Here is a 22,380-nt window from a genome sequence, read left to right as displayed (position 1 = left end):
GCTCCCAATAACAAGGAACCATTATTTAACTTACAAAAATAATAAATGTTATCGTTAAACCTGCCAGCATTCGAAACTAAAATCAACGTACGGAACGGAAAAAATGTAATTTTCGACGTAATCCGTAAACGGTACGTAGCCCTCACCCCGGAAGAATGGGTACGGCAACACTTCGTTCATTTTCTCATTGCACATAAAGGATATCCGGCAACACTTCTTGCCAACGAAGTAATGGTAAAACTGAACGGAACCACTAAAAGATGCGACACAGTACTCTACCGCAGAGATTTATCCGCACGGATGATTATGGAATATAAAGCGCCGCATATTGAAATAACACAAGCCGTATTCGACCAAATCACCCGCTATAACATGGTATTGAAAGTAGACTATCTAATTGTCAGCAACGGAATGCAACACTATTGCTGCCGGATGGACTATGCACATCAGAGCTACCATTTTCTTCAGGACATTCCGGACTATGACATCCTATAAAAGGAGGAACCCCGTAGTTGCCCGCCAACGGATAAGTAAGCGTCATCAACTGTCCGGCATAAGAAGGGTCCGTCAAACTCTCCGGATATCCGGTCATGGCAGTATTGAACTATACCATAAGTCGCTATACGAGCGGGATAACAGCACCATAACAATACATATACCGTTATTACCCCGAACATATAGCGACACCATAAAATCCTCTTCCGGAGACAATTCATAAAAAACACTCCTTTTGAACAGACTTCCCGGTCTCCCGAATCCACACTTCCATCAGTCCATTTTCACGGAAACCACCTTCACGAACCCGTCCAATGCCCGCAAAATCCCCCGGTCAATACTTAACCTCCTTCCTTTTACTGAATTTCTCCTGTATTTTTTGCATTAACTCATAGAAGTTAGGTATATAAACCGTAGCTAACAATGTATTCATCCCCATACCGAAAACAACGGCAGCTCCCAAGGCAATACGGCTTTGCGCGCCAGCACCGGAAGCGAACAGCAGCGGCATCACTCCCAATACAAAAGCCAGGGAAGTCATCAGAATAGGACGCAGGCGGACATGCCCCGCCTCGAATGCCGCTTCCCGGATAGAATTACCCTCAGCACGGAAATCACGGGCAAACTCAACAATTAGAATACCATTCTTTGCAGAAAGAGCCACAAGCAAAATGATACCAATCTGAGTATAAATACTGACCGGAGTCCCCATTACCAGGCAACCTATCATAGCCCCCAACAATGCTACCGGCAATCCGATGACAGCAGCCACCGGGCTCGTCCAGCTCTCGTACTGTGCAGCTAAAACCAAAAAAGCGACAATCAGTGCCATCACCAAAACAATGGTAGTAGTACTTCCGGCCTGCGTCTCCTGATAAGCGACAGAAGTCCATTCATACCCGAATTCATCCCCCAGTTGCTCTTCAAATAAAGCCTCCATTTCCTGAATAGCCTGTCCCGTACTGCTTCCGGAAGCAACGTTACAAGTCAGAGCAGCAGTAGAATACATATTATACCGGTTGATTTGGTCCTGTCCCAACCGCTCCTCAACTTTAGTGAAAGACGAAAAAGGCACCATCTTTCCTGCCGCATTAGGCACACTCAACTTCAGAACATCATCAATCACACGCTGCGCCTGGTCTCTCGCCTCAATCTTCACCTGATAAATACGCCCGAACTCCACAAAATCATTCACATAAGCAGCCCCCATATAATAACCCAACGTAGAAAACACATCATTCAAGGCAATCCCCATGAACTGCACCTTATCCCGGTCGATATTCAGAAAATACTGCGGCACATTCGCCTGATACTGGCTGGACACAGAAGCCAAAGCCGGTTTGGTATGATAAGAAGCAAGCAAAGCATTGATAGCCTGCTGCATCTCCGTAGGTCCGAGATTCCTACGGTCCTCCAACTGAAGCTGCAAACCGCCGGAAGCACCTAATCCGGGGATAGCCGGAGGTACCATGGCAAACACTTCCGCGGCCTGGATTGCCATATACGCCTCTCCGTTAAAACGGTTGACAACAGCCGATGCCGTATGCTCCTTCCCCTTCCTCTCATTCCAGTTTTTCAGCACAACAAAATAAGTAGCAGAGTTACTCTGCTCGCCGCCGCCCATAATGGAAAAGCCGGAAATTCCGATGTAGTTTTCCACCTCCGGATAAGAATCCAGAATCCGGTTAATCTTATCACCCACCGCTTGCGTACGCTCCAGGCTGGCGGCAGGAGGAAGCTGAACGACAGCAATAAAATACCCGTCATCCTCATCCGGAATAAACGTAGACGGCCAATGCATAAAAAGCAATACAGCAATAGCCGTCAAGATACCATAAGAAACCAAAGCCATCCCAGGACGCACCAATAACCATTTAACAACCCTGTCATACACCCCCTGCGTCTTGTCATATACCTTATTGAATCCCCTATACACAAAGAAGTTGGAAGGCTTGCTTTTTTCGAGGAACAATGCGCAGAGTGCCGGTGTCAGTGTCAAGGAATTCAACCCGCTCAATACGGTAGAAGCCGCAATAGTCAATGCAAACTGTTTATACAACTGCCCGGAAATTCCGCTAATCAACATCGTGGGAATAAACACGGCAAGCAATACCAAAACTACGCCGACAATCGGACCGGTAATTTCCCCCATCGCCTTCGTGACAGCCTCTCGAGGCGAATACTGTCCAGTTTCCAACAGCCGCGAAGCATTCTCCACCACCACTATCGCATCATCCACCACGATGGCAACCGCCAAAATCAGCCCGAACAACGTCAACGTATTGATAGAAAAGCCAAACGCCGCCATTACCGCCAACGTACCAATCAAAGACACCGGAATAGTAAGACAAGGGATAATCACCGCCCTCCAGTTCTGTAAGAACAGAAAGATGACAAGAATCACCAGCAATGTAGTCTCCAAAAAAGTAACCATCACCTCATCAATAGAAGCATGAATCACATCCGTCGTATCCAGAGTGACATTATAAGACACTCCCGACGGAAAACCGGCAGCCAGCTCCTTCATTTTCTCCTTCACCCCCTTCGAAACATCCAAAGAATTGGACCCCGGCTGCTGGTAAATGGCAATGGCAGCCGTAGGCTGCCCCTTCAACCGCGACACCACATTATAAGAAGCAGAGCCTAAATCAACCCTTGCAATATCTTTCAAACGAAGCATCGCGCCATCCTGCTCACGGCGGATAATGATATCTCCGAACTGTTCCGGCGAGCTGAGGCGTCCCTGTACATTCAACGTATATTGAAAAGCATTCTTGTTGTCCTTACCGATAGGCTGCCCGATATATCCGGCAGACACCTCCACATTCTGCGACTGAATAGCCTGATAAACCTGTTGCGGTGAAATATTCCGGATACGCATCGCCTCCGGGTCAAGCCAGATACGCATAGAATAATCCCCCGCTCCCATGACATTTACAGCGCCGACTCCGGGCACACGTGTCAACTGGTCGACAAGATTCAATTTCGCATAATTAGTCAAATACAAACTATTGTAGACAGAATCCTGCGAAGTCATAGTCAAGAACATGACGATATTCGAAGATTGCTTCTGCACGGTCACCCCCTGCACCACCACAGGTTCCGGAAGCGAAGACTGCGCCACACTCACCCTGTTCTGAACCTGCACGGTCGCCATATCGATATCCGTCCCGACAGCAAACGTAATAGTCAAAGAATACGCCCCGGAAGAGGAAGAATTGGAAGACATATAAAGCATGCCGTCCACACCGTTCACCTGCTGTTCGATAGGAATACCCACCGTCTGGGCAACAGTCTCGGCATTCGCTCCCGGATATACCGCGGAAACCTGTACCGTAGGAGGCGTAATCTCCGGAAATTGCGCCACCGGCAATATGTTAAGCGTAACCAGGCCTGCCACTACAATCAACAAGGCAAGGACAGTAGCAAATATCGGTCGGTTGATAAAGAATTTAGAAAACATAAGATATAATTTTAAAGCCCCTTCCCGCCTTTAAAAGAAAAGAAACAGAAAGTCACTCATGTTGATTAATTAGTTGATTATTAAAGAGAAAAAAGACTACCTCTTTTCCGGAAGAGAACCGGACACCGGCCTCACCTTCATGCCGTCCCTTACCTTCATCAAAGCTTCCGTAACATACCTGTCGCGGGGAGAAAGCCCTCCGGTCACTTGGCGCAAAGTATCATCAATCAACTGTCCCGTCTCGATATGCTGGTAACGGACAATACCGGAATCATTGACAAGATACAAATACTTCCCCAACTGATCCGTCCCGATAGAAGCCTCCCTTACCAACAATGCATCATCAGCTTCCCCGTAAGGCAAAGTAATGCTCACATACAATCCGCTCTTCAATACCCCCTGCGGGTTATCAAAATTGGCACGCACCATCAATGTCCCCGTATTCAAATCCACGTTCGGAGACAGATAATCCAACGTCGCCGGATACGTTTCGTTTCCTCCTTCTCCCAACCGTACCCTAATCTCCTGCGGAAGCTTCTTTGCAGACTGCCGATGGCCCGCCGACATCCCCACCCATTGATTGTCGGCAACGTTAAAATAAGCATACATCCGGTTATCCTTGTAGATAGTAGCCAACGTGACAGGTTGCAACGAACCTCCCACATAACTGCCCACGTCTGCAGTAGCCTTACTGATTGTCCCGTCAAAGGGAGCACGGACATAACAATATCCTAAATTAGTACGGGCCGTACTCAGAGCAGCCTCCGCGTTACTGACAGCCGCCACCCCCTCCGCAACAGAAGATTCCGCCTGAAGCACCTGTATCTGGCTCACAGCATCACTTTTGACAGCCTCTTTCATACGGCTATAATTGCTACGGGCATATTCCAGTTGTGCCTGGGCAGTCTTCAACTCCGCTTCCGCCTGTTCCACCTTGTCCTTATACAAAGTAGGCTCGATGACAAACAACAACTGCCCTTGCTTCACCCGTCCGCCGGGAGTATAAGAAGTAGACTGCAATGTACCGTTCACTCTGGCTACCAGGTTCACAGTCTTTTCCGTCGTCAGATAGCCCGGATAATCTTTCGTCAGAATTATATCCCTCACTATCGGTTCAGACACATTAATTTCCTGGGCAGGCATCCCTCCCGCCATTCCCGCGCTTTTCTTCTCTTTACAACCGGTCAGTATCGGCAGAACAAAGAAGATATACATCAATTTTTTCATATCCGTTAGGTTATATTTTTATTTATAGATTGTTTTATTCTCGCCAACCGCCTCCTAAAGCCTTGTAGAGCGTAATCAGTTGCAACAATGAACTCCCCTGCGCCTGCACCAGTTGATTCTCGTAAGACAGTAAAGACCGTTGTGCATCCAACACATTCTGAAAAGGCGAAAGCCCCTGCTTGTAAAGTTCCAGTGAGAGCTTCAATGTCTCAATCCCTTGATTACGCACCTCGCGCAACGCCACAATCTGCTTGATGGAATTCCGATAAGAATTCATCGCATTGTCAATCTCCTGTACGGCAGTCAGAACCGTCTGGTTAAATTGATTGATAGATTCATCCAATTGCGCTTTTGCCAGTCTTGTAGCATTCACCAGTTGTCCTCCGTTAAAAATCGTCCAACTCAACGACGGAGCAATCTCGTACGCCATACTCTTGCTTTTCACCAAATCTTTCAAATCACGGGCTGCGTAACCGAACGAACCTTTCAAGAAAACCTTCGGCAACCAATCCGCTTTGGAAGCTCCAAGCAATGCCGCCTGGGCATTCACACTCCGCTCCGCACTCCGTACGTCAGGACGTCTCATCAGCAAACCGGCAGGCATCCCCACTCCAATCGGCTCCATATAATCAGGCAATGTACCGACCGGCTCCAGAACCGGACGGATATCTTGAGGATACATCCCCAACAAGACAGCCAACGTCGTGATATACTGGTTGATACCCGCCTCCAGTTGCGGAATGGACGCCTTGGTACTGTACAACACGGATTTGGCCTGCGCCACATCCAACTTAGCCACCAATCCGGTATTATATCTTACCTCCGTGATTTTCAACACCCTCTCTTGAGAAGCACAATTCTTATTGACCACTTCAAGTTCCTGTTGCAATTCCCGTAAATTAATATAAGCCGAAGCAACCTCCGCCGCCATCGAAATCATCACTCCGGTATATTCCTCCTTACTGGCCGCAAAATTCTCCTTCTGCGCCTTTACCCGTTTACGGATACTGCCGAACACATCTATTTCCCAACTCATACTGAGTGAGGCATCATAATAATGTTCCGTTGTCTGAGGAACCGAACTCGTATTCCCGCTGGTCTCTTGCCGGGTCCATCCGGCATTCAGACCGATAGCCGGAAAGAAGCTGCCGCGCTCCATCCATAGATTGGCACGTGCGGCGGCTATGCGGTCAATCGCCACTGCAACAGAAAAGTTACGGTCTACTGCCAAAGCAATCAAAGAGTCCAGTTTACTATCCCGGAACGATTTCCACCAATAGTCATCCACCGGAAGCGTCTGTTGGAACACTTCTCCGTTTTCTTCCCAGCTTTCAGGAAGAGGAGCTTTCAAATAACGGTTTACAGTCTGTCCAACCGCAGTTACAGTTGAAAGAAACAAAAGGAGCGACATGCCCCATACTCGTATATTCATATTCAGTTCAGGTTTTTATGAGATGAAGAGATAACAACTGAATGTCTGCTTTGTTTATTTCGGAAATGTTAAGAAAGTGAGATAAAAAAAGAGCGAGTCAAAATGAACTTTGAAAAACAGAAAAATCTTATAAATCACCTTCCCTATACGGAAAATCCCCTTGTCCAGTCCTTACATTCTTATGAATCAGGACTAAACAAGGGGATTAGTATGCTTCTGATTAACAGGCTACGGGCAGAGGCTCCTCATTTTCATCTGTCGAACCCCTTAAAAGCCGTTTAACATCATCGTTCCTATTCAGCGGTTTTTCTTCTGATTGCCCTTTTAGTAGTAGCTGCCGGAGCCTCTTCCACTTTATGTTCAATCTGTATGCCCGCCAATTCCGGGTCAATCATAATACGTCCGCAATATTCACAAACGATAACCTTCTTACGAGAACGGATATCCAACTGTCTCTGGGGCGGAATCTTGTTAAAGCAACCGCCGCAAGCATCACGTTGCACATATACGATACCCAGCCCATTACGGGAATTCTTGCGGATACGCTTGAAAGACTGCAACAAACGCGGTTCAATCTTAGTTTCCAGGTCCTTAGCCTTGTCCCTCAATTTTTCTTCCTCCTGCTTGGTTTCAGAAATAATCTCGTCCAGCTCCCCTTTTTTCTGCTCAAGGTCTTTCTTTCTTTCGTCAAGAACCTGCTCGTTCTTCACCACCTCGGCCTCTTTTCCTTCCTTATCCGCAGTATATTCCTTTATTCTCTTTTCGCAAAGCTCAATTTCCAATGTCTGGAATTCAATTTCTTTAGTCAGGAAGTCATACTCACGGTTATTACGGACATTATCCTGCTGTGACTTATATTTCTCGACAGAACCCTTCGCCGTCTCGATTTCCACCCTTTTACCGGCAATGGCAGCTCTCAATTCATCTACTTCTGCTTTGATTTTGTCAATACGTGTACTCAAACCGGCAATTTCATCTTCAAGGTCCTGCACTTCCAACGGAAGCTCGCCTCTCAACGTTTTGATTTCATCAATCTTGGACAACATAGTCTGCAGTTGGAACAGTGTTTTCAATTTCTGTTCCACCGTCAACTCATTCGGTTCTTTTTTTGCTTCTCTAGCCATTTTACTTATAAATATTTTATGGGATTCGTATTTATTTTACTCAATTGGAGTGCAAAATTAGGAAATAAATCCCGGATTATGGAATAAAAAATTTCTTTTGTATATTGTTCGCTTTCATAATGACCGATTTCCGCCATCAGGATATCCTCCTCATGACCGAAATAATCATGATATTTAATTTCTCCCGTAATAAAGACATCCGCTCCCGAACGTATCGCCTGCGGAAGTAAGAATGCTCCCGCACCCCCGCACAGGGCGACTTTCCGTATCTCCCGTCCTCTCAATTTGTTATGGCGCAAACATCCCACTTCGAAAGTTTTCTTAATGCGTTTCAGGAATTCAAGTTCCGTTTCCGATTGCTCCAGCTCGCCTACAATCCCCGCGCCTGCCTGCGCCCAGCTATTCTGTAACGGATAGATGTCAAACGCCGGCTCTTCGTAAGGATGTGCTGCCAGCAAAGCCCTGACAACCTCCGGCTTTTTGAATGCAGGAAGAATCGTCTCTATCCTTACTTCCTTTTCACGATGCAATTTACCGATTGTCCCGCAGAAAGGATGTGTTCCCTCTTTCGCCCGGAAAGTCCCCTCTCCTTCCAGATTGTAACTGCATGAATCATAGTTGCCTATATTGCCGCATCCGGCAGCGAACAAGGCTTCCCTCAAAGACTCCGCCTGTGCATAAGGCACAAATGTCACCAACTTAACCAAGCTGTTTTCTTTCGGTTCGAGCACCTGCAGATTTTTCAATCCGATTTTCTCGGCAATCTTACTATTCACTCCTCCGCAGGCATTATCGAGATTGGTATGCGCCGAATAAATCACGATGTCATTCCTGATTGCTTTCAGGATACAACGTTCAACGTAGTCCTTTCCCGTAATGGATTTATAACCTTTAAAAATCAGGGGATGATGCGATATAACAAGATTATATCCCAATGCAATGGCTTCATCCAACACGGATTCGGTAACGTCAAGACACAACAAAGCCCCTGTTGCTTCCGCATCTGTCAATCCGATTTGCAGGCCGGCATTATCAAAACCGTCTTGCAATGGCAGAGGCGCGAATTGTTCAAGGGCGCTTACTATTTCCTTAATTTTCATTCCTTACAGAAAATTTGAATGCAAATATATGAAAATAAAAAAGAATAATGACCTTTTGTTTTCGTTTTTTAGTAAATTTGTTGCCTATCTATTAATTAATCGAATGCGGATGAAAACAATTCTATTCTATTTTTTACTATTCGTTCTGGCTGTCTCCTCCTGCCGGCTTAAACAGAATGACAACGACTCTGAAAGACAGGTGATGGAAAATACCGACGGAACTACCCCGGTATGTACCGTGGACACAGTAATGTCAAGCGCTATTTTCTGGATAGACAAGGCAGAAGTCAAACATTGTAAAGAATGGGGATTCCGGACAGTCAAGGCGAAAGTCTTTATCCATGAAGACGGGCAAGTGGACTTACAGGCTTTTGTCAAAAAACAATCTCCGGATTTAGAGAAATACATCCGGCATCATCTCTCCAAGTTTCGAGTATCAGAGAAAATGCTGGAAAATGAATACATACATCCGGGCGAACAATTCGTCCAACTCCGCTGCCTATGGGAGAAACTTAAAGGCAAATGACATAAAAAAACACTAGGCCGGGAAGGGTAATTCCGCTCCCTGGTGTTGACCGTTCCTCTTGGTATTGACTGTTCCCCGCTTGAAGAGCTAAAGTCAGAATATATTATATTCCATGTATTTTATATATGGAGGCGGAAGCGGTATAACAAAAATCAAGAATGCAGATGATAGTAGCAGGGGCTATAAAACTTTGACAACAAATAATATAAAAGATAAATCATGCATAAAAAGTCGGATGAATTCAAGTGACTTACAGGAATAAAAGGCATTCATTCAGAACAATTTCGGATTTCATACAGTTGCACGACTTATTTCGTATAATAGAAACATTTGTTTCCGGCAGAAACGGAGTTTCAACAGAAAGAAACTGTAGTTTCAACGGCGAGAAACTATAGTTTCGACAGAGAGAAACCAAAGTTCCGACTAAGAGGAAACTAGAGTTTCAAGCAATTGAAACTAAAGATTCATCCCATTGAAACCAGAGATTCATCCTATTGGAACTAAAGATTCGTCCTATTAAACCAAAGTATTTATACGGTGAAACGCTTTGGTTCGTCAATAGAACAAAATAAAAGAAGAGTGATACTCTTCTTCTTTCCGTTATACACAGATTTCTATTGTTACTAATCCAAAGCCCCCCTCTACAAAATAGGGATATTCAGTAAATGCCCCTACTTTAAGTATGAATTAGTTGGCTAATTTTATACTATTTACTGAATGTCCCAAAATAAATATCAGTTCTTTGCCTTTTTCGTTTTTAAAGGTAACCGTGGGAACAATTTCCGGAAACGAACTAGATGAACCGTGATATTACTTCCCGCAATGACAAAAGTTACCGCAACAATAATCATCACCAGTCCAATACTTTCCCTGACAGTCAAAACCTCTCCAAAAACCGTTATGCCGAAGAAAATAGCGGTCACAGGTTCCAATGCGCCGAGAATAGCGGTAGGGGTAGAACCTATATATTGGATGGCGCTGGTAGTACATAAAAATGAAATAGCAGTAGGAAAAACAGCCAGGGCTATCAGATTCCCCCATAAATACCATTCACCCGGAAGAATCAAATTTCCATTCATGCATAAACGGGCCAAAAACAGACTTAACCCGAACAGCAATACATAAAAAGTCACTTTCAAGGTCGCCACATTCTTCAGTGTCGTCTGATTGATGCCGACAATATAAATAGAATATGAAAGAGCGGAAACCATAACCAGCAATGTCCCCATAAGGCTGAGCGTACTGCCATCGCTATTCTTATAAAGCAGGCCGATGCCGCTCAATGCCAGTAATATGCAGAATACAGTCTGCAATGTCAGTTTCTCCTTAAAAACAAATGCCATAATCAGCGCCACCATAATCGGATAGACAAACAGCAAAGTAGATGCGATGCCGGCATCCATGTGATTATAGCTCTGAAACAAAGTAAGAGAAGAAAGAGCCACCAGTATCCCCATTATCACCAAAGGAAATACTTCCTTACGTCCCAGCTTAAAACTCCGTCCTCTGGTTTTAAGCATAATGCCCAACAGAGGAATGGCAAATAAATATCTGAAAAAAAGTACGGAATCAGGATTCATCCCCTCCTTATATAAAGGAAGGGCAAACAACGGATTCATGCCGTATGTCGCTGCGGCGACGGCTCCCAACAGATAACCTTTTGCTTTTACATTCATACTCATCTTAATTTGGGCACAAAAGTAATACTAATTAATAAATGATTCATCGTATATTCGTTTTTTATAAAGAGAAAATACGGAATAAATATACCAGGAGATTTTCCCGCCCGACAGGGAAGTTATCATTTCCTGGGTTCTTTTGTCACTTCCAATAATTTTCCGTAGGCGTCAAACGACCTCCGTGAAGCCAATGAAATCGTAATCATCAATGACAACATAGATGCCGTAAAAGTAATAACCATAATCATCATCTGATATTTGATAGCGACATTCGGACTGCTGCCTCCCAGAATCTGTCCAATCATCGTACCGGGAAGAGCCACCAGCCCCATCACCGCAATATTTGCAATCAACGGGCTGAACGACTTAATGATGGCTTGTTTGATGAACGGCGCCTGCGCTTCCTGCCTTGTGGCTCCATTTCCCAATAAATAACGATAGAGTTGTTGTTCACGCTTCAACCCGCTATAATAGGTGTTCAGAGCAATCACGTTACTCGAAAGCATGTTCCCCATCAGAATGCCGAATATCGGAATGAAATATTGGGCACTGAACACATTGTCCAATTGAAGTACCACTCCGATAAAATACAATCCCACCAATACCACGCTGCATAAAAAACCGACAGATATGGGAATCAACAATACCCTCCGCTTTAACCCCGTACGTACCAATGCCGTCTGTCCGGCCACGAATATCATAATGATGACCCACAGAAAGTTAATCCAAGGATTGTTCCATAAAAAAAGATATTTCAGATACACACCGATAAAAAACAACTGGATAATCATCCGTAACGTCCCAATCACGGCAGGTTTCAACAGTCCCGTCTTGAACTTCCAGAGATAAAAGAAAGGAACGGCAAGCAGAAGCAGTCCTACAAATAAATTATAATATGATATGTCAATAGTCCCCACGATATATTTTCCGTTAATAACAGTTTCATCACAATTCTATCAGATAATGACATCCCGAAGCAAAATCCTTATCATGCGAGACAGCCAGGACTGCCGCCCCTTTCTCTGCCTGCCGCCTGAAAAAAGCCAGGACCCTATCCGTTGACCCGGCATCCAAGGCAGACGTCGGTTCGTCAATGATAATCAAAGGCTTGTCAAGCATGGCCGCCACAGCCAGCATGATACGTTGGCGCTGGCCGCCGGAAACCTCATTCACCCTTTTAAAATATAACTCATGTTCCAGTCCCAGCTCATCAAAATACCCGTAAAGCCTTTTCTCCGAAAACGGAACAGAACGGTTTACTTTCAACTCAAAAGGCAAAGCTACCATTTCCTTCACCCATTCAAAAGGCAATGCTAACTCCTGCGGAATCCATGCTATCTGGCGGCGAACGGCGTCAACAGTCGATTTATCCAGCAATATCCCGCCTACCTTGACGGTTCCCTCGCGTAAAGGTACAAATCCCATGATGGCATTTAACAGAGACGTCTTTCCACAACCGGACTGACCTACGATGCAAGCTGTCTCCCCTTTCTCCAGCTCCATCCCGAAACCGGAGAAAAGCACTTCCTCCCCAAAAGCGATACAAGCATTATTAATCCGCAGCATTTCCTTCTTCTTAATATTTTCGCCAAAAGTACACAAAAAACAAGACTTTTAAATATCCGGACAGGGAATAATACGGAATTATTCAAGGTATCCGGTCATCGAAGGTTCTGGCCGGTCCGGAAATACTGGACATAGAAAAGAACAATATTCTATTCGGGTTTGCTAATTTTCATTTATCTTTGTCTCACTAATTAATTCAGAAAAGCGTATGATATTAAATGAAAGAGATGCCCGCCACGAACATGTACTACAGGTGGCACGCCAAATGATGACAGCCGCACGTACTGCTCCGAAAGGGAAAGGAATCGATATTATTGAGGCGGCTTTAGTTACGGATGAAGAAATCAAGCAATTGTCGGACACGATGATTGCCATGGTCGAGGAACACGGAATGAAGTTTTTCCTTCGCGACGCCGACAATATCTTAAACGCCGAATGTGTCATATTGATAGGAACACGCGAGCAGGCACAGGGATTGAACTGCGGCCATTGCGGTTTTCCGACATGCGGCAGCCGTACGGAAGGGGTTCCTTGCGCATTAAACAGCATCGATGTCGGTATCGCCGTCGGCTCTGCCTGCGCTACGGCTGCCGATATGCGGGTAGACACACGTGTGATGTTTTCGGCAGGCCTGGCGGCACAACGCCTGAATTGGTTGAAGGACTGCAAAATGGTAATGGCGATTCCCGTAAGCGCTTCTTCCAAAAATCCGTTCTTTGACCGGAAGCCGAAACAGGAAACGAAAGCCTGACGGCACATTTGCTGAAGAGTAAAACTAATGATAAATAACTAAATACAATTGTCTGATGGGAATCATGGTTGGACTTCCCAGCCCCAGCGGCTCGGAAAAAGATTTGCAATTGAACTTTGGTAAAAACATGACTGTACAGGTAGAAATGAGAGCGCCTCACTTACCTGCCGAATGGTATCCGCAAAGCGGCATACAACTCACATGGCCGCATGCAGGAACAGACTGGGCGTATATGTTGCCGGAAGTGCAGGAATGTTTTAAAAACATTGCCAGAGAAATTGCCAAGAGGGAATTACTGTTGATTATCACTCCCGAACCGGAAGTGGTAAAACAGCAAATCGCTCCGGCTGTAAACATGGCTAACGTACGTTTCCTGGAATGTGAGACGAATGACACATGGGCGCGCGACCACGGCGCCATCACCATGATAGATAAAGGCGCTCCTTCCCTGCTCGACTTTACATTTAACGGCTGGGGACTCAAATTCGCCTCCGGGCTTGACAATCAGATTACCCGATGTGCCGTAAAAGCAGGAGTCCTGAAAGGGAATTATGTCAACCGCCTCGGTTTCGTCCTCGAAGGCGGCTCTATTGAAAGCGATGGAATGGGAACTTTGCTTACTACTTCCGAATGCTTGCTCTCGCCCAACCGGAACGGGCATCTGAACCAAGTGGAAATAGAGGAATACTTGAAATCGACTTTCAACATGCAGAAAATATTATGGTTGGACCACGGTTACCTGGCAGGCGACGATACGGACAGCCACATCGACACGCTGGCACGCTTCTGTTCCACGGACACCATTGCTTACGTGAAATGCGACAATAAGGAGGATGAGCATTATGAGGCATTGCATGCTATGGAAGAGCAATTAAAGACATTCCGCACTTTAGGGGGAACGCCATATCGTCTGTTGGCCTTGCCTATGGTTGATAAGATTGAAGAAAACGGAGAACGCTTGCCTGCCACATACGCCAACTTCCTAATTCTGAATGACGCGGTTCTTTATCCTACATATAATCAACAGGAAAATGACCGGAAAGCAAAGGAGGTATTGCAACAGGCTTTTCCGCAACATGAAATCATCGGAATCGACTGTCGCGCACTTATCAGGCAGCATGGTTCCTTACATTGTGTCACTATGCAATATCCGAAAGGGGTTATTAACTAAATACAGAGTATGAGAAAAATAAAAGTCGGATTGATACAGCAATCCAATACCGCAGATGTACGGACTAATTTGATGAACCTTGCAAAAAGTATCGAGGCATGTGCAGCTCATGGCGCACAATTGGTTGTGCTTCAGGAATTACATAATTCGCTTTACTTCTGCCAGACTGAGAATACCGCCCTGTTCGACTTTGCCGAACCCATTCCCGGTCCTTCCACCGGCTTCTATTCCGAACTGGCGGCAGCCAACAAAATAGTGCTCGTCACTTCCCTTTTTGAGAAACGCGCTCCCGGACTTTACCATAATACCGCGGTTGTTTTTGACCGTGACGGAAGTATTGCCGGGAAATACCGGAAGATGCATATTCCCGACGACCCGGCTTATTATGAGAAATTCTATTTCACTCCCGGCGATACAGGTTTCGAACCCATCCGGACTTCCTTGGGCAAACTTGGGGTATTGGTATGTTGGGACCAATGGTATCCGGAAGCCGCCCGCTTAATGGCGTTGAAGGGGGCGGAACTTTTAATTTATCCCACCGCTATCGGTTGGGAGAGTTCTGACATGGACGATGAGAAAGCGCGCCAACTCAACGCATGGATTATTTCCCAACGCGCACACGCTGTAGCAAACGGGCTTCCCGTGATTTCCGTCAACCGTGTCGGTCATGAACCGGACCCCTCCGGACAGACAAACGGCATTTTATTCTGGGGTAACAGTTTTGTTGTCGGTCCACAGGGAGAGCTTCTTGCACAAGCGGGAAATGACCGGCCGGAGAACATGGTAGTGGAAATCGATATGGAACGTTCGGAAAATGTTCGTCGCTGGTGGCCTTTCTTACGCGACCGTCGAATAGAGGAATATGAAGGGCTGACAAAACGTTTCCTGGATTAGTTTTTCTTATAAGACATACGGATTGGCCCAGAGATAAATCTGTGTGAGGGATGTGTCCGGTCAATAGAAAGAAAAGGAAGAGGTCGGCTCAAAATAGAAATTGAAAGTCGGGAATCTTGCAGATTGGAACTTTAAAATGAAAAATCCTCCCTGTTCTTGCCTTGTATTCTGATGAATAAAGGCTAAAATAGCGGGGATTTTTATGTTACAGCTTATAAATTATAAGAAGGCTGTCTCATTTTGAACTGCACTCCAAAAGTCTTGCGTTTAATTTTCGGGGTGCGGTTCTTTCTGAGACAGCCTTCTTATCGAATTCCTGAAATGCGGAATTTATCTTTGTGACAATCCGTACAAGCCGGCGGCAATCTATTGGAAAGTTATCTTTTTATTGGCTATGAAATTTGCACTTCCATAAATAAACAACCCTAAGAATTGTGCCAGGTATTCATTGACATCCAATCCTTCTACCAGCAAAACCAGAAATAAGAATTGGGCGGTGTAAGCTATCCCGAAAGCTGAACAAAAAAACAATATCTGTTTCCAAAGGCTGTTCTTCTCGTTTTCTACGGGAAATATCCAATATTTACACCAAATAAAATTATGAATCTGCGCTATCAGATAGGCTGTTATATTAGCTACCATATAGTCACCGTCAAATGATATCTCCTTCATCATCAACCATACGACCAATGCCATAATTAAAGCATTCATCGTACCGATTGCCATAAAACGGAATATGCGTACGGATTCTTTCACTCGCCTTCTTTGATATCAACGCTTAAATTAAGTTCATCAAGTTGGCTCTGGTCGATAACGGACGGTGCGTCTAACATCACGTCACGTCCCGAATTGTTTTTCGGGAATGCTATGCAGTCGCGAATAGAATCCAGTCCGGCAAAGAGAGATACCCAACGGTCAAGCCCGTATGCCAAACCGCCGTGAGGAGGAGCTCCATACTTGAACGCATTCATCAGGAAGCCGAACTGCGCCTCTGCCTTTTCAGGAGTAAAACCTAAGATTTCAAACATCTTCGCCTGGAGCTGCGCATCGTGAATACGGATGGAACCTCCGCCGACTTCCACACCATTGATAACCATATCATAGGCATCCGCACGCACAGCGGCCGGGTCTGTATCCAGCAATGGAATGTCTTCTTCTTTCGGATGGGTAAACGGATGGTGCATAGCCATCAGGCGTCCTTCTTCCTCACTCCACTCGAACATCGGGAAATCGACAACCCAAAGGCAGGCAAATTTATTCTTATCGCGCAAGCCTAGTTGAGACCCCATTTCCAAACGGAGTTCACACAGTTGCTTACGGGTTTTCATCACATCGTCGCCGGACAATATCAGAATCAAATCACCCGGCTTAGCCTGGAATGCTTCTTTTACTTTTTGCAGTACTTCTTGCGTATAGAATTTATCCACACTTGATTTCACCGTCCCATCTGCTTCCACACGGGCATATACCATTCCTTTCGCACCGATTTGCGGTTTCTTCACAAACTCGGTCAATGCGTCCAATTGCTTGCGGGTGTAATTTGCAGCACCTTCCGCGCAAATACCGCCCACATACGCCGCATTATCAAATACGGAAAATCCGTAACCTTTCACAAGGTCCGTCAATTCTACGAATTTCATGCCAAAACGCAAGTCCGGCTTATCGCTGCCGTAATATTTCATGGCATCCGCCCAAGGCATCCGCAAGAACGGTTCAGCCAGTTCCACACCCCGGAGGGTCTTGAACAGGTGTTTAGCCATTCCTTCGAAAGTAGTGATGATATCTTCTTGCTCAACGAAACTCATCTCACAGTCAATCTGCGTAAACTCCGGCTGGCGGTCGGCACGCAAGTCTTCGTCACGGAAACATTTCGCTATCTGGAAGTAGCGGTCGAAACCGGAAACCATCAACAACTGCTTCAATGTTTGCGGAGACTGCGGAAGTGCGTAAAATTGTCCCGGATTCATACGTGAAGGTACTACAAAGTCGCGCGCTCCTTCCGGAGTGGAGCCTATCAATACAGGGGTTTCTACTTCAATAAACCCTAAACTGTCAAGATATTTGCGTACTTCGATTGTCATTTTATGGCGTAACTCCAGATTGGAACGAACCGCATTACGGCGTAAATCCAGATAGCGGTATTTCATACGGATATCATCCCCGCCGTCCGTGTTATCCTCAATCGTGAACGGAGGAGTCATCGCTGCATTCAACACATTTAATTCGGAAACTGTAATTTCGATATCCCCGGTAGGAATATTCGCATTTTTGCTGAAACGTTCGCTGACTGTTCCCGTCACCTGGATAACATACTCACGTCCGAGCTTGTTGGCGCGTTCGCAAAGGTCGGCATTTACTTCTTCATTAAAAACCAATTGGGTAATGCCGTAACGGTCGCGAATGTCAACGAAAGTCATCCCTCCCATTTTACGACTGCGCTGTACCCACCCGGACAGCGTGACTTGCTTATTTGCATCAGAGATTCTCAGTTCTCCACAAGTGTGTGTTCTGAACATATTTTCTAATATTTATGATATTTTTTCGTTAAGTAGCGTGCAAAAGTACACAATAAATCAGAATTCAACATTTATTTCAGACTTTCTTTGTCAGCTTTTTCAATATTTTCTTGTTTTTGTCTGTTATATTGTCCACAATCGCTTCGTTCATCAATTTAATGCCGTTCATGTATTCCTGCGCCCTCTGGAGCATATTCGCCGAGTCTTTCTCCCCTGCCGGAGGCACTACCACACGCAGCCCTCTCTGAATCAGTTCGATATTCACATCGGCATCTGTCTCCATCGGGTCACCATCAAAATGCACGACTCCGGGAGCAGTTCTCCGGATACACAGTTTTTTACAACGGAAAGTCTTGATACGGCTATTCTGGTCGATAGTTTTATTGAACAGTTGGAAAGCAAGGGAAGGTACATCCAGCACTGTGAACGGTTCAAGGATAGTCACATCCAGCAATCCGTCCGTCAGAGTGGCTTGCGGAGCGATATATGCGTTATTCCCGTATTGCGACGCATTGCCACAGGCAATCAGGAAAGCTTTATACTTGGTCACTCCGTTTTCCGTCTCCAGTTCGTATGTTTCCGGTTGATATTTCAGGCTTTCTTGCAGCGTTTTCTCCAAATATGTCAATAATCCGCGTTTACCGGCATGTGCAAACTTTAAGCTGACGAATGCGTCGAACCCGACTCCGCAGGTACAAAAAAAATCCATTCCGTTAATCTTGCCGTAATCTATGATATCCACGCATCCTTCATTGATTACTTCCAACGCCTTTTTCGGTTCCATAGGTATATGCAGATGCCGCGCAAGCCCGTTGCCCGAACCGCAAGGTATTATTCCCATAGCAGTATCGGTATGTACCAGCGAACGGGCTATTTCGTTAATCGTTCCGTCTCCCCCGATGGCTACTACTATGTCTGTCTTTTCTTCAGCAGCTTTTGCAGCTATTTCCACCGCATGACCGGCTCTCTCCGTGTACATTACTTCCCAAGAGTATCTCGCCTTGTCTATTTTCTCATCCAGTAAGCTAAGAACCAGTTCTTTGCTTTGTGTACCCGAAATAGGATTGACAACGAATATTATTTTTTTCATTCTTTCGTTCATGCTATTCTTGTCGATTGTAGACGACAAAAGTAATACAAAAATATTAAATTTTAATCTATTAAAGGTTTCTAATCAGATAAGGGCAACTTTTTTCTTTTAAAAGGAACGGATAAAAGCAAATTTTGTTATCTTTGCCCCCTGTTTTAAACACTTGTTAAGATAAAAGGAGATTAGGCCATCAGCGAATGGTCTGAATATGAGTATAATAAATTATAATTCATGGGATTATTACAAGAGAAGTTAGCTAAATACGACTTGCCACAAAAGTTTATGGCACAGGGCGTTTACCCATATTTCCGTGAGATTGAAGGGAAACAGGGTACAGAGGTAGAAATGGGCGGACACGAGGTCCTTATGTTCGGTTCCAATGCATACACTGGCCTGACGGGAGATGAGAGAGTTATTGAAGCCGGTGTAAAAGCCATGCACAAGTATGGTTCCGGTTGTGCCGGCTCACGCTTTTTAAACGGTACATTGGATTTGCACGTTCAACTGGAAAAAGAATTGGCAGCTTTCGTCGGCAAAGACGAAGCGTTATGTTTCTCGACCGGTTTTACCGTTAACTCCGGAGTTATTCCCGCCTTGACAGACCGCAACGATTACATCATTTGCGATGACCGCGACCATGCTTCTATCGTAGACGGCCGCCGTCTCTCTTTTTCTCAACAGTTGAAGTACAAGCATAACGACATGACCGACCTGGAAAAACAACTTCAGAAGTGTAACCCGGATTCGGTGAAACTAATCATCGTAGACGGTGTATTTTCCATGGAAGGCGACTTGGCAAACTTGCCCGAAATAGTACGTTTGAAACATAAATACAATGCTACCATCATGGTAGACGAGGCTCACGGTCTGGGTGTGTTCGGCAAACAGGGACGCGGCGTATGCGACCATTTCGGACTGACCGACGAGGTGGACCTGATTATGGGTACTTTCAGCAAGTCCTTAGCTTCAATCGGCGGATTCATCGCGGCGGATTCATCCATCATCAACTGGTTGCGCCACAACGCGCGTACCTATATATTCAGCGCTTCCAATACTCCGGCAGCTACCGCATCCGCTTTAGAGGCTCTTCACATCATTCAAAACGAACCGGAAAGGCTCCAGGCATTATGGGATGCAACCAATTATGCTTTGAAACGTTTCCGTGAAGCCGGCTTTGAAATCGGAGCGACAGAATCGCCCATTATCCCTCTGTATGTACGCGACACGGAAAAGACTTTCATGGTTACCAAACTGGCTTTTGACGAGGGTGTCTTCATCAATCCCGTTATCCCGCCGGCATGCGCTCCGCAAGATACATTGGTACGTGTAGCATTAATGGCTACTCACACAAAAGAGCAAATTGACCGGGCTGTGGAGAAATTAGTAAAAGCATTTAAAACTTTAGATATTCTATAACTCCCAAACCGGAAAGTTATAAATTCGAAAAAGGAAATAAGGGAGTGTGTCGAAACTAAGATGAACGCTCGGAACAGTTACAGATTCTAACTGATAAACATAAAAATAGCCGTATCATTACTCAAAAACAGAGTTGATACGGCCTTTTTATTACCGATGAAGAGTACCGGGTTTCAGATGAAGAGTGCCAGATTTCAGATGAAAAGTTTATTTCCTCTAAAATTGAATTTTGCCCCCTTACTTATAAATTGATAAGCGATAACATAAAAATCCCTCTATTCTTGCCTTATATTGTAATGAGTAAAGGCTAGAATAGGAGGGATTTTTTTCCTTCTAGGGTTTCAATCTATAAGATTTTCAATTTCTATTTTGAGACAGACATTTACTGTTACCTGCTGTTTGAAAACGGAGAACTTGGAATCACTTTTATCCCCACTGGCAGGGAAAACAAGAGTCTCATGTTTATTGAATGATATTCCTCTACCCAACTATATACTTTAATGTACCAGAAGTAAAGTAAACTGATATGGTATTCTTTTATTAGGGGATATTCATCAAAGAAGAGTAAATTCCTGCGAAAAAGGCGAACTTACTCTTTACTAAATGCCAAACATACGGAATTTACCGAATACTTCCTGATAGGCTTGCAGGCCGTATGTTTCTAAATTGAGAAGCCGGCTTTCCGGACAGTCTCCTTTTTCCTTTATCCTATTCAACACACGGGATATATTCCCTTCCAAGCATTTTTTTATTCAATGCGGTTTCTTTTTCCGACCACAGTAACTTTTTGGGCGGTAGGTATATTTCTGACTCCCGGCTCTTCCTCTTCTTCTATATAATTAACTTTTACAGTATCACCTAGTTCGAAATCACCTATTTCATCAGGTTCCCGGTCCATCGTACTAATAAAAATCGTATCACCTTCCGAAGTAACCAACATAAAATTATTCATCGAAACATCCTCTACAACTCCGGAAAGCACCTTTCCGTCTTCTATCGGAACAATAGCCAAGCTATCATCTGCCATTGTCTGTTCTGCCACTTGTTTACTTTTGGGTTGGCATGCATTAAAACCAATCCAAGCTGTCAACAATAGAAAAATCTTCATTCTCTTCATATAATTTCCCTTATTTGAAATAAAACCAGAATAGTTGCAAAGATAATTCTTTCAGATGGCTTTTATAGCAAAAACTATAATTTGTTTATTCGCTTAAAATATTATTCGGAAGTGAACCGGACAAAAATAACCGGTTGAGTGCCGGATTCATTTACGCGGTAAACCATTAAAGACCGCAGAGGATGAATCATCCTCTGCTATCCAAGCTGTCTGTATCAGGATTCAACTCCTTCACAGCTTCTTTAACCACTTTCTGAGTCGGTTTACGATAAGTTTCTGTTTGCTGCACCGGCACAATTTCATTCGTTATTTTTTCGTATCCCTTTTGCTCCAGCAAATGTACGTCCGGTTTATTTGTTTCTTTTTGCTTTTTCGTTTTCATACGGCTTTCTAATTTAAAATTCCTATTTTGAAAACAGAAAACAACAAAGATAGTTCAGCATTACCGGAATTTATTTTCAGGTTATACCATTCATTAACTATAATATGAATGCAATATTTTCACGACAATTAAAGGCTGCAATCATAACCTCCGGACAAGAGCTGATATAATCATTATCACATAAAACAAGATGAATACAAAAGAGTAAAAAGTAATCCCTCACAGCGTTTCCACCTTTCAAATATAAGAAACTAAAACACAAACAAATGAAATTCAGTCTATTGAGAAATAATAAATAAAAAACATCCACTCGACTATTGTTAATTAAAAAATACTCCCTATCTTTGCACCGCTTTTAATAAGAATACTCCTTCGGAAAGTAGCGGGGTGTAGCGCAGTCCGGTTAGCGCACCTGCTTTGGGAGCAGGGGG

At 44.6% G+C, this 22,380-nt stretch carries 19 protein-coding genes and 1 pseudogene; 6 read left to right on the top strand and 14 right to left on the bottom strand.

Annotated features, from left to right (window positions below; translation table 11 throughout):
* Window positions 1–45 precede the first annotated feature (45 nt).
* Window positions 46–495, top strand: coding sequence for a type I restriction enzyme HsdR N-terminal domain-containing protein (locus Q5076_RS13915; RefSeq protein WP_303014202.1), 450 nt, complete (start codon window positions 46–48; stop codon window positions 493–495).
* Here Q5076_RS13915 and Q5076_RS13910 read toward each other — a convergent pair.
* From Q5076_RS13910 to Q5076_RS13885, 6 genes and pseudogenes are all read right to left on the bottom strand, one after another.
* Window positions 494–616, bottom strand: a pseudogene (locus Q5076_RS13910) (carbamoyl-phosphate synthase domain-containing protein); the annotation flags it as partial. The gene Q5076_RS13915 and the pseudogene Q5076_RS13910 sit on opposite strands and share 2 nt — an antisense overlap.
* A gap of 213 nt (window positions 617–829) precedes the next feature.
* Window positions 830–3,958: an efflux RND transporter permease subunit gene (locus Q5076_RS13905; protein WP_303014201.1), complete on the bottom strand. Its 3,129-nt coding sequence runs from the start codon at window positions 3,956–3,958 to the stop codon at window positions 830–832.
* 96 nt (window positions 3,959–4,054) lie between these two features.
* The gene (locus Q5076_RS13900) at window positions 4,055–5,185 is read right to left on the bottom strand and encodes an efflux RND transporter periplasmic adaptor subunit (protein ID WP_303014200.1); all 1,131 of its coding nucleotides are present in this window, start codon (window positions 5,183–5,185) and stop codon (window positions 4,055–4,057) included.
* Window positions 5,186–5,219: 34 nt separating this feature from the next.
* Complete coding sequence (locus Q5076_RS13895; RefSeq protein WP_303014199.1) at window positions 5,220–6,617, bottom strand: efflux transporter outer membrane subunit; 1,398 nt, start codon at window positions 6,615–6,617, stop codon at window positions 5,220–5,222.
* 293 nt (window positions 6,618–6,910) lie between these two features.
* Window positions 6,911–7,741 carry a zinc ribbon domain-containing protein gene (locus tag Q5076_RS13890; protein ID WP_303014198.1) on the bottom strand — a complete coding sequence of 277 codons (831 nt, stop codon included), beginning with the start codon at window positions 7,739–7,741 and terminating at the stop codon, window positions 6,911–6,913.
* A gap of 5 nt (window positions 7,742–7,746) precedes the next feature.
* Complete coding sequence (locus Q5076_RS13885; RefSeq protein ID WP_303014197.1) at window positions 7,747–8,841, bottom strand: Nif3-like dinuclear metal center hexameric protein; 1,095 nt, start codon at window positions 8,839–8,841, stop codon at window positions 7,747–7,749.
* A 109-nt stretch (window positions 8,842–8,950) separates the two neighbouring features.
* Between Q5076_RS13885 and Q5076_RS13880 the strand changes: the two genes are divergently transcribed.
* Window positions 8,951–9,367: a DUF4891 domain-containing protein gene (locus Q5076_RS13880; RefSeq protein ID WP_303014196.1), complete on the top strand. Its 417-nt coding sequence runs from the start codon at window positions 8,951–8,953 to the stop codon at window positions 9,365–9,367.
* A 734-nt stretch (window positions 9,368–10,101) separates the two neighbouring features.
* Here Q5076_RS13880 and Q5076_RS13875 read toward each other — a convergent pair.
* The 3 genes from Q5076_RS13875 to Q5076_RS13865 form a co-directional block, all read right to left on the bottom strand.
* Window positions 10,102–11,043 carry a DMT family transporter gene (locus Q5076_RS13875; protein ID WP_303014195.1) on the bottom strand — a complete coding sequence of 314 codons (942 nt, stop codon included), beginning with the start codon at window positions 11,041–11,043 and terminating at the stop codon, window positions 10,102–10,104.
* Window positions 11,044–11,168: 125 nt separating this feature from the next.
* A complete protein-coding gene (locus Q5076_RS13870; RefSeq protein ID WP_303014194.1) occupies window positions 11,169–11,963 on the bottom strand; it encodes an ABC transporter permease in 795 nt (264 codons plus the stop codon).
* Window positions 11,964–11,991: 28 nt separating this feature from the next.
* Window positions 11,992–12,612: an ATP-binding cassette domain-containing protein gene (locus Q5076_RS13865; protein WP_303014193.1), complete on the bottom strand. Its 621-nt coding sequence runs from the start codon at window positions 12,610–12,612 to the stop codon at window positions 11,992–11,994.
* A gap of 208 nt (window positions 12,613–12,820) precedes the next feature.
* On the opposite strand from Q5076_RS13865, the gene Q5076_RS13860 reads away from it, so the two are divergent.
* From Q5076_RS13860 to Q5076_RS13850, 3 genes are read left to right on the top strand one after another with little or no spacing between them, the layout of a single operon-like run.
* Window positions 12,821–13,363 carry a ferredoxin domain-containing protein gene (locus Q5076_RS13860; protein ID WP_303014192.1) on the top strand — a complete coding sequence of 181 codons (543 nt, stop codon included), beginning with the start codon at window positions 12,821–12,823 and terminating at the stop codon, window positions 13,361–13,363.
* Between the two features lie 55 nt (window positions 13,364–13,418).
* Window positions 13,419–14,534, top strand: a complete 1,116-nt coding sequence (locus Q5076_RS13855; RefSeq protein ID WP_303014191.1) for an agmatine deiminase family protein — start codon at window positions 13,419–13,421, stop codon at window positions 14,532–14,534.
* A gap of 9 nt (window positions 14,535–14,543) precedes the next feature.
* Complete coding sequence (locus Q5076_RS13850) at window positions 14,544–15,428, top strand: carbon-nitrogen hydrolase (protein ID WP_303014190.1); 885 nt, start codon at window positions 14,544–14,546, stop codon at window positions 15,426–15,428.
* A gap of 366 nt (window positions 15,429–15,794) precedes the next feature.
* Here Q5076_RS13850 and Q5076_RS13845 read toward each other — a convergent pair whose 3' ends face one another.
* The 3 genes from Q5076_RS13845 to Q5076_RS13835 form a co-directional block, all read right to left on the bottom strand.
* The gene (locus Q5076_RS13845; protein WP_303014189.1) at window positions 15,795–16,184 is read right to left on the bottom strand and encodes a GtrA family protein; all 390 of its coding nucleotides are present in this window, start codon (window positions 16,182–16,184) and stop codon (window positions 15,795–15,797) included.
* Entirely contained in the window at window positions 16,181–17,944 is a 1,764-nt protein-coding gene (aspS, locus tag Q5076_RS13840) for an aspartate--tRNA ligase (RefSeq protein ID WP_303014188.1), read from the bottom strand. Before aspS ends, Q5076_RS13845 begins: the two co-directional genes overlap by 4 nt.
* A 76-nt stretch (window positions 17,945–18,020) precedes the next feature.
* Window positions 18,021–19,046, bottom strand: a complete 1,026-nt coding sequence (locus tag Q5076_RS13835; RefSeq protein ID WP_303014187.1) for a diacylglycerol kinase family protein — start codon at window positions 19,044–19,046, stop codon at window positions 18,021–18,023.
* 219 nt (window positions 19,047–19,265) lie between these two features.
* Between Q5076_RS13835 and Q5076_RS13830 the strand changes: the two genes are divergently transcribed.
* A complete protein-coding gene (locus tag Q5076_RS13830) occupies window positions 19,266–20,450 on the top strand; it encodes an aminotransferase class I/II-fold pyridoxal phosphate-dependent enzyme (RefSeq protein ID WP_303014186.1) in 1,185 nt (394 codons plus the stop codon).
* Window positions 20,451–21,198: 748 nt separating this feature from the next.
* Here Q5076_RS13830 and Q5076_RS13825 read toward each other — a convergent pair.
* Together Q5076_RS13825 and Q5076_RS13820 are read right to left on the bottom strand one after the other, a co-directional pair.
* Complete coding sequence (locus Q5076_RS13825) at window positions 21,199–21,567, bottom strand: hypothetical protein (protein WP_303014185.1); 369 nt, start codon at window positions 21,565–21,567, stop codon at window positions 21,199–21,201.
* A 187-nt stretch (window positions 21,568–21,754) separates the two neighbouring features.
* Complete coding sequence (locus tag Q5076_RS13820; protein ID WP_303014184.1) at window positions 21,755–21,949, bottom strand: hypothetical protein; 195 nt, start codon at window positions 21,947–21,949, stop codon at window positions 21,755–21,757.
* Window positions 21,950–22,380: the final 431 nt, after the last annotated feature.

This window comes from uncultured Bacteroides sp., assembly GCF_958445495.1.
GTDB lineage: Bacteria > Bacteroidota > Bacteroidia > Bacteroidales > Bacteroidaceae > Bacteroides.
The sequence above is the reverse complement of the archived record's forward strand: the minus strand, read 5'-3'. Positions and strand labels throughout refer to the sequence as shown.

Bases quoted from the DNA above. Each gene is read 5' to 3' on its own strand.
- Q5076_RS13915 (WP_303014202.1), top strand. From the start codon at position 46: ATGTTATCGTTAAACCTGCCAGCATTCGAAACTAAAATCAACGTACGG.
- Q5076_RS13905 (WP_303014201.1), bottom strand. From the start codon at position 3,958: ATGTTTTCTAAATTCTTTATCAACCGACCGATATTTGCTACTGTCCTT.
- Q5076_RS13900 (WP_303014200.1), bottom strand. From the start codon at position 5,185: ATGAAAAAATTGATGTATATCTTCTTTGTTCTGCCGATACTGACCGGT.
- Q5076_RS13895 (WP_303014199.1), bottom strand. From the start codon at position 6,617: ATGAATATACGAGTATGGGGCATGTCGCTCCTTTTGTTTCTTTCAACT.
- Q5076_RS13890 (WP_303014198.1), bottom strand. From the start codon at position 7,741: ATGGCTAGAGAAGCAAAAAAAGAACCGAATGAGTTGACGGTGGAACAG.
- Q5076_RS13885 (WP_303014197.1), bottom strand. From the start codon at position 8,841: ATGAAAATTAAGGAAATAGTAAGCGCCCTTGAACAATTCGCGCCTCTG.
- Q5076_RS13880 (WP_303014196.1), top strand. From the start codon at position 8,951: ATGAAAACAATTCTATTCTATTTTTTACTATTCGTTCTGGCTGTCTCC.
- Q5076_RS13875 (WP_303014195.1), bottom strand. From the start codon at position 11,043: ATGAATGTAAAAGCAAAAGGTTATCTGTTGGGAGCCGTCGCCGCAGCG.
- Q5076_RS13865 (WP_303014193.1), bottom strand. From the start codon at position 12,612: ATGCTGCGGATTAATAATGCTTGTATCGCTTTTGGGGAGGAAGTGCTT.
- Q5076_RS13860 (WP_303014192.1), top strand. From the start codon at position 12,821: ATGATATTAAATGAAAGAGATGCCCGCCACGAACATGTACTACAGGTG.
- Q5076_RS13855 (WP_303014191.1), top strand. From the start codon at position 13,419: ATGGGAATCATGGTTGGACTTCCCAGCCCCAGCGGCTCGGAAAAAGAT.
- Q5076_RS13850 (WP_303014190.1), top strand. From the start codon at position 14,544: ATGAGAAAAATAAAAGTCGGATTGATACAGCAATCCAATACCGCAGAT.
- aspS (WP_303014188.1), bottom strand. From the start codon at position 17,944: ATGTTCAGAACACACACTTGTGGAGAACTGAGAATCTCTGATGCAAAT.
- Q5076_RS13835 (WP_303014187.1), bottom strand. From the start codon at position 19,046: ATGAACGAAAGAATGAAAAAAATAATATTCGTTGTCAATCCTATTTCG.
- Q5076_RS13830 (WP_303014186.1), top strand. From the start codon at position 19,266: ATGGGATTATTACAAGAGAAGTTAGCTAAATACGACTTGCCACAAAAG.
- Q5076_RS13825 (WP_303014185.1), bottom strand. From the start codon at position 21,567: ATGAAGAGAATGAAGATTTTTCTATTGTTGACAGCTTGGATTGGTTTT.
- Q5076_RS13820 (WP_303014184.1), bottom strand. From the start codon at position 21,949: ATGAAAACGAAAAAGCAAAAAGAAACAAATAAACCGGACGTACATTTG.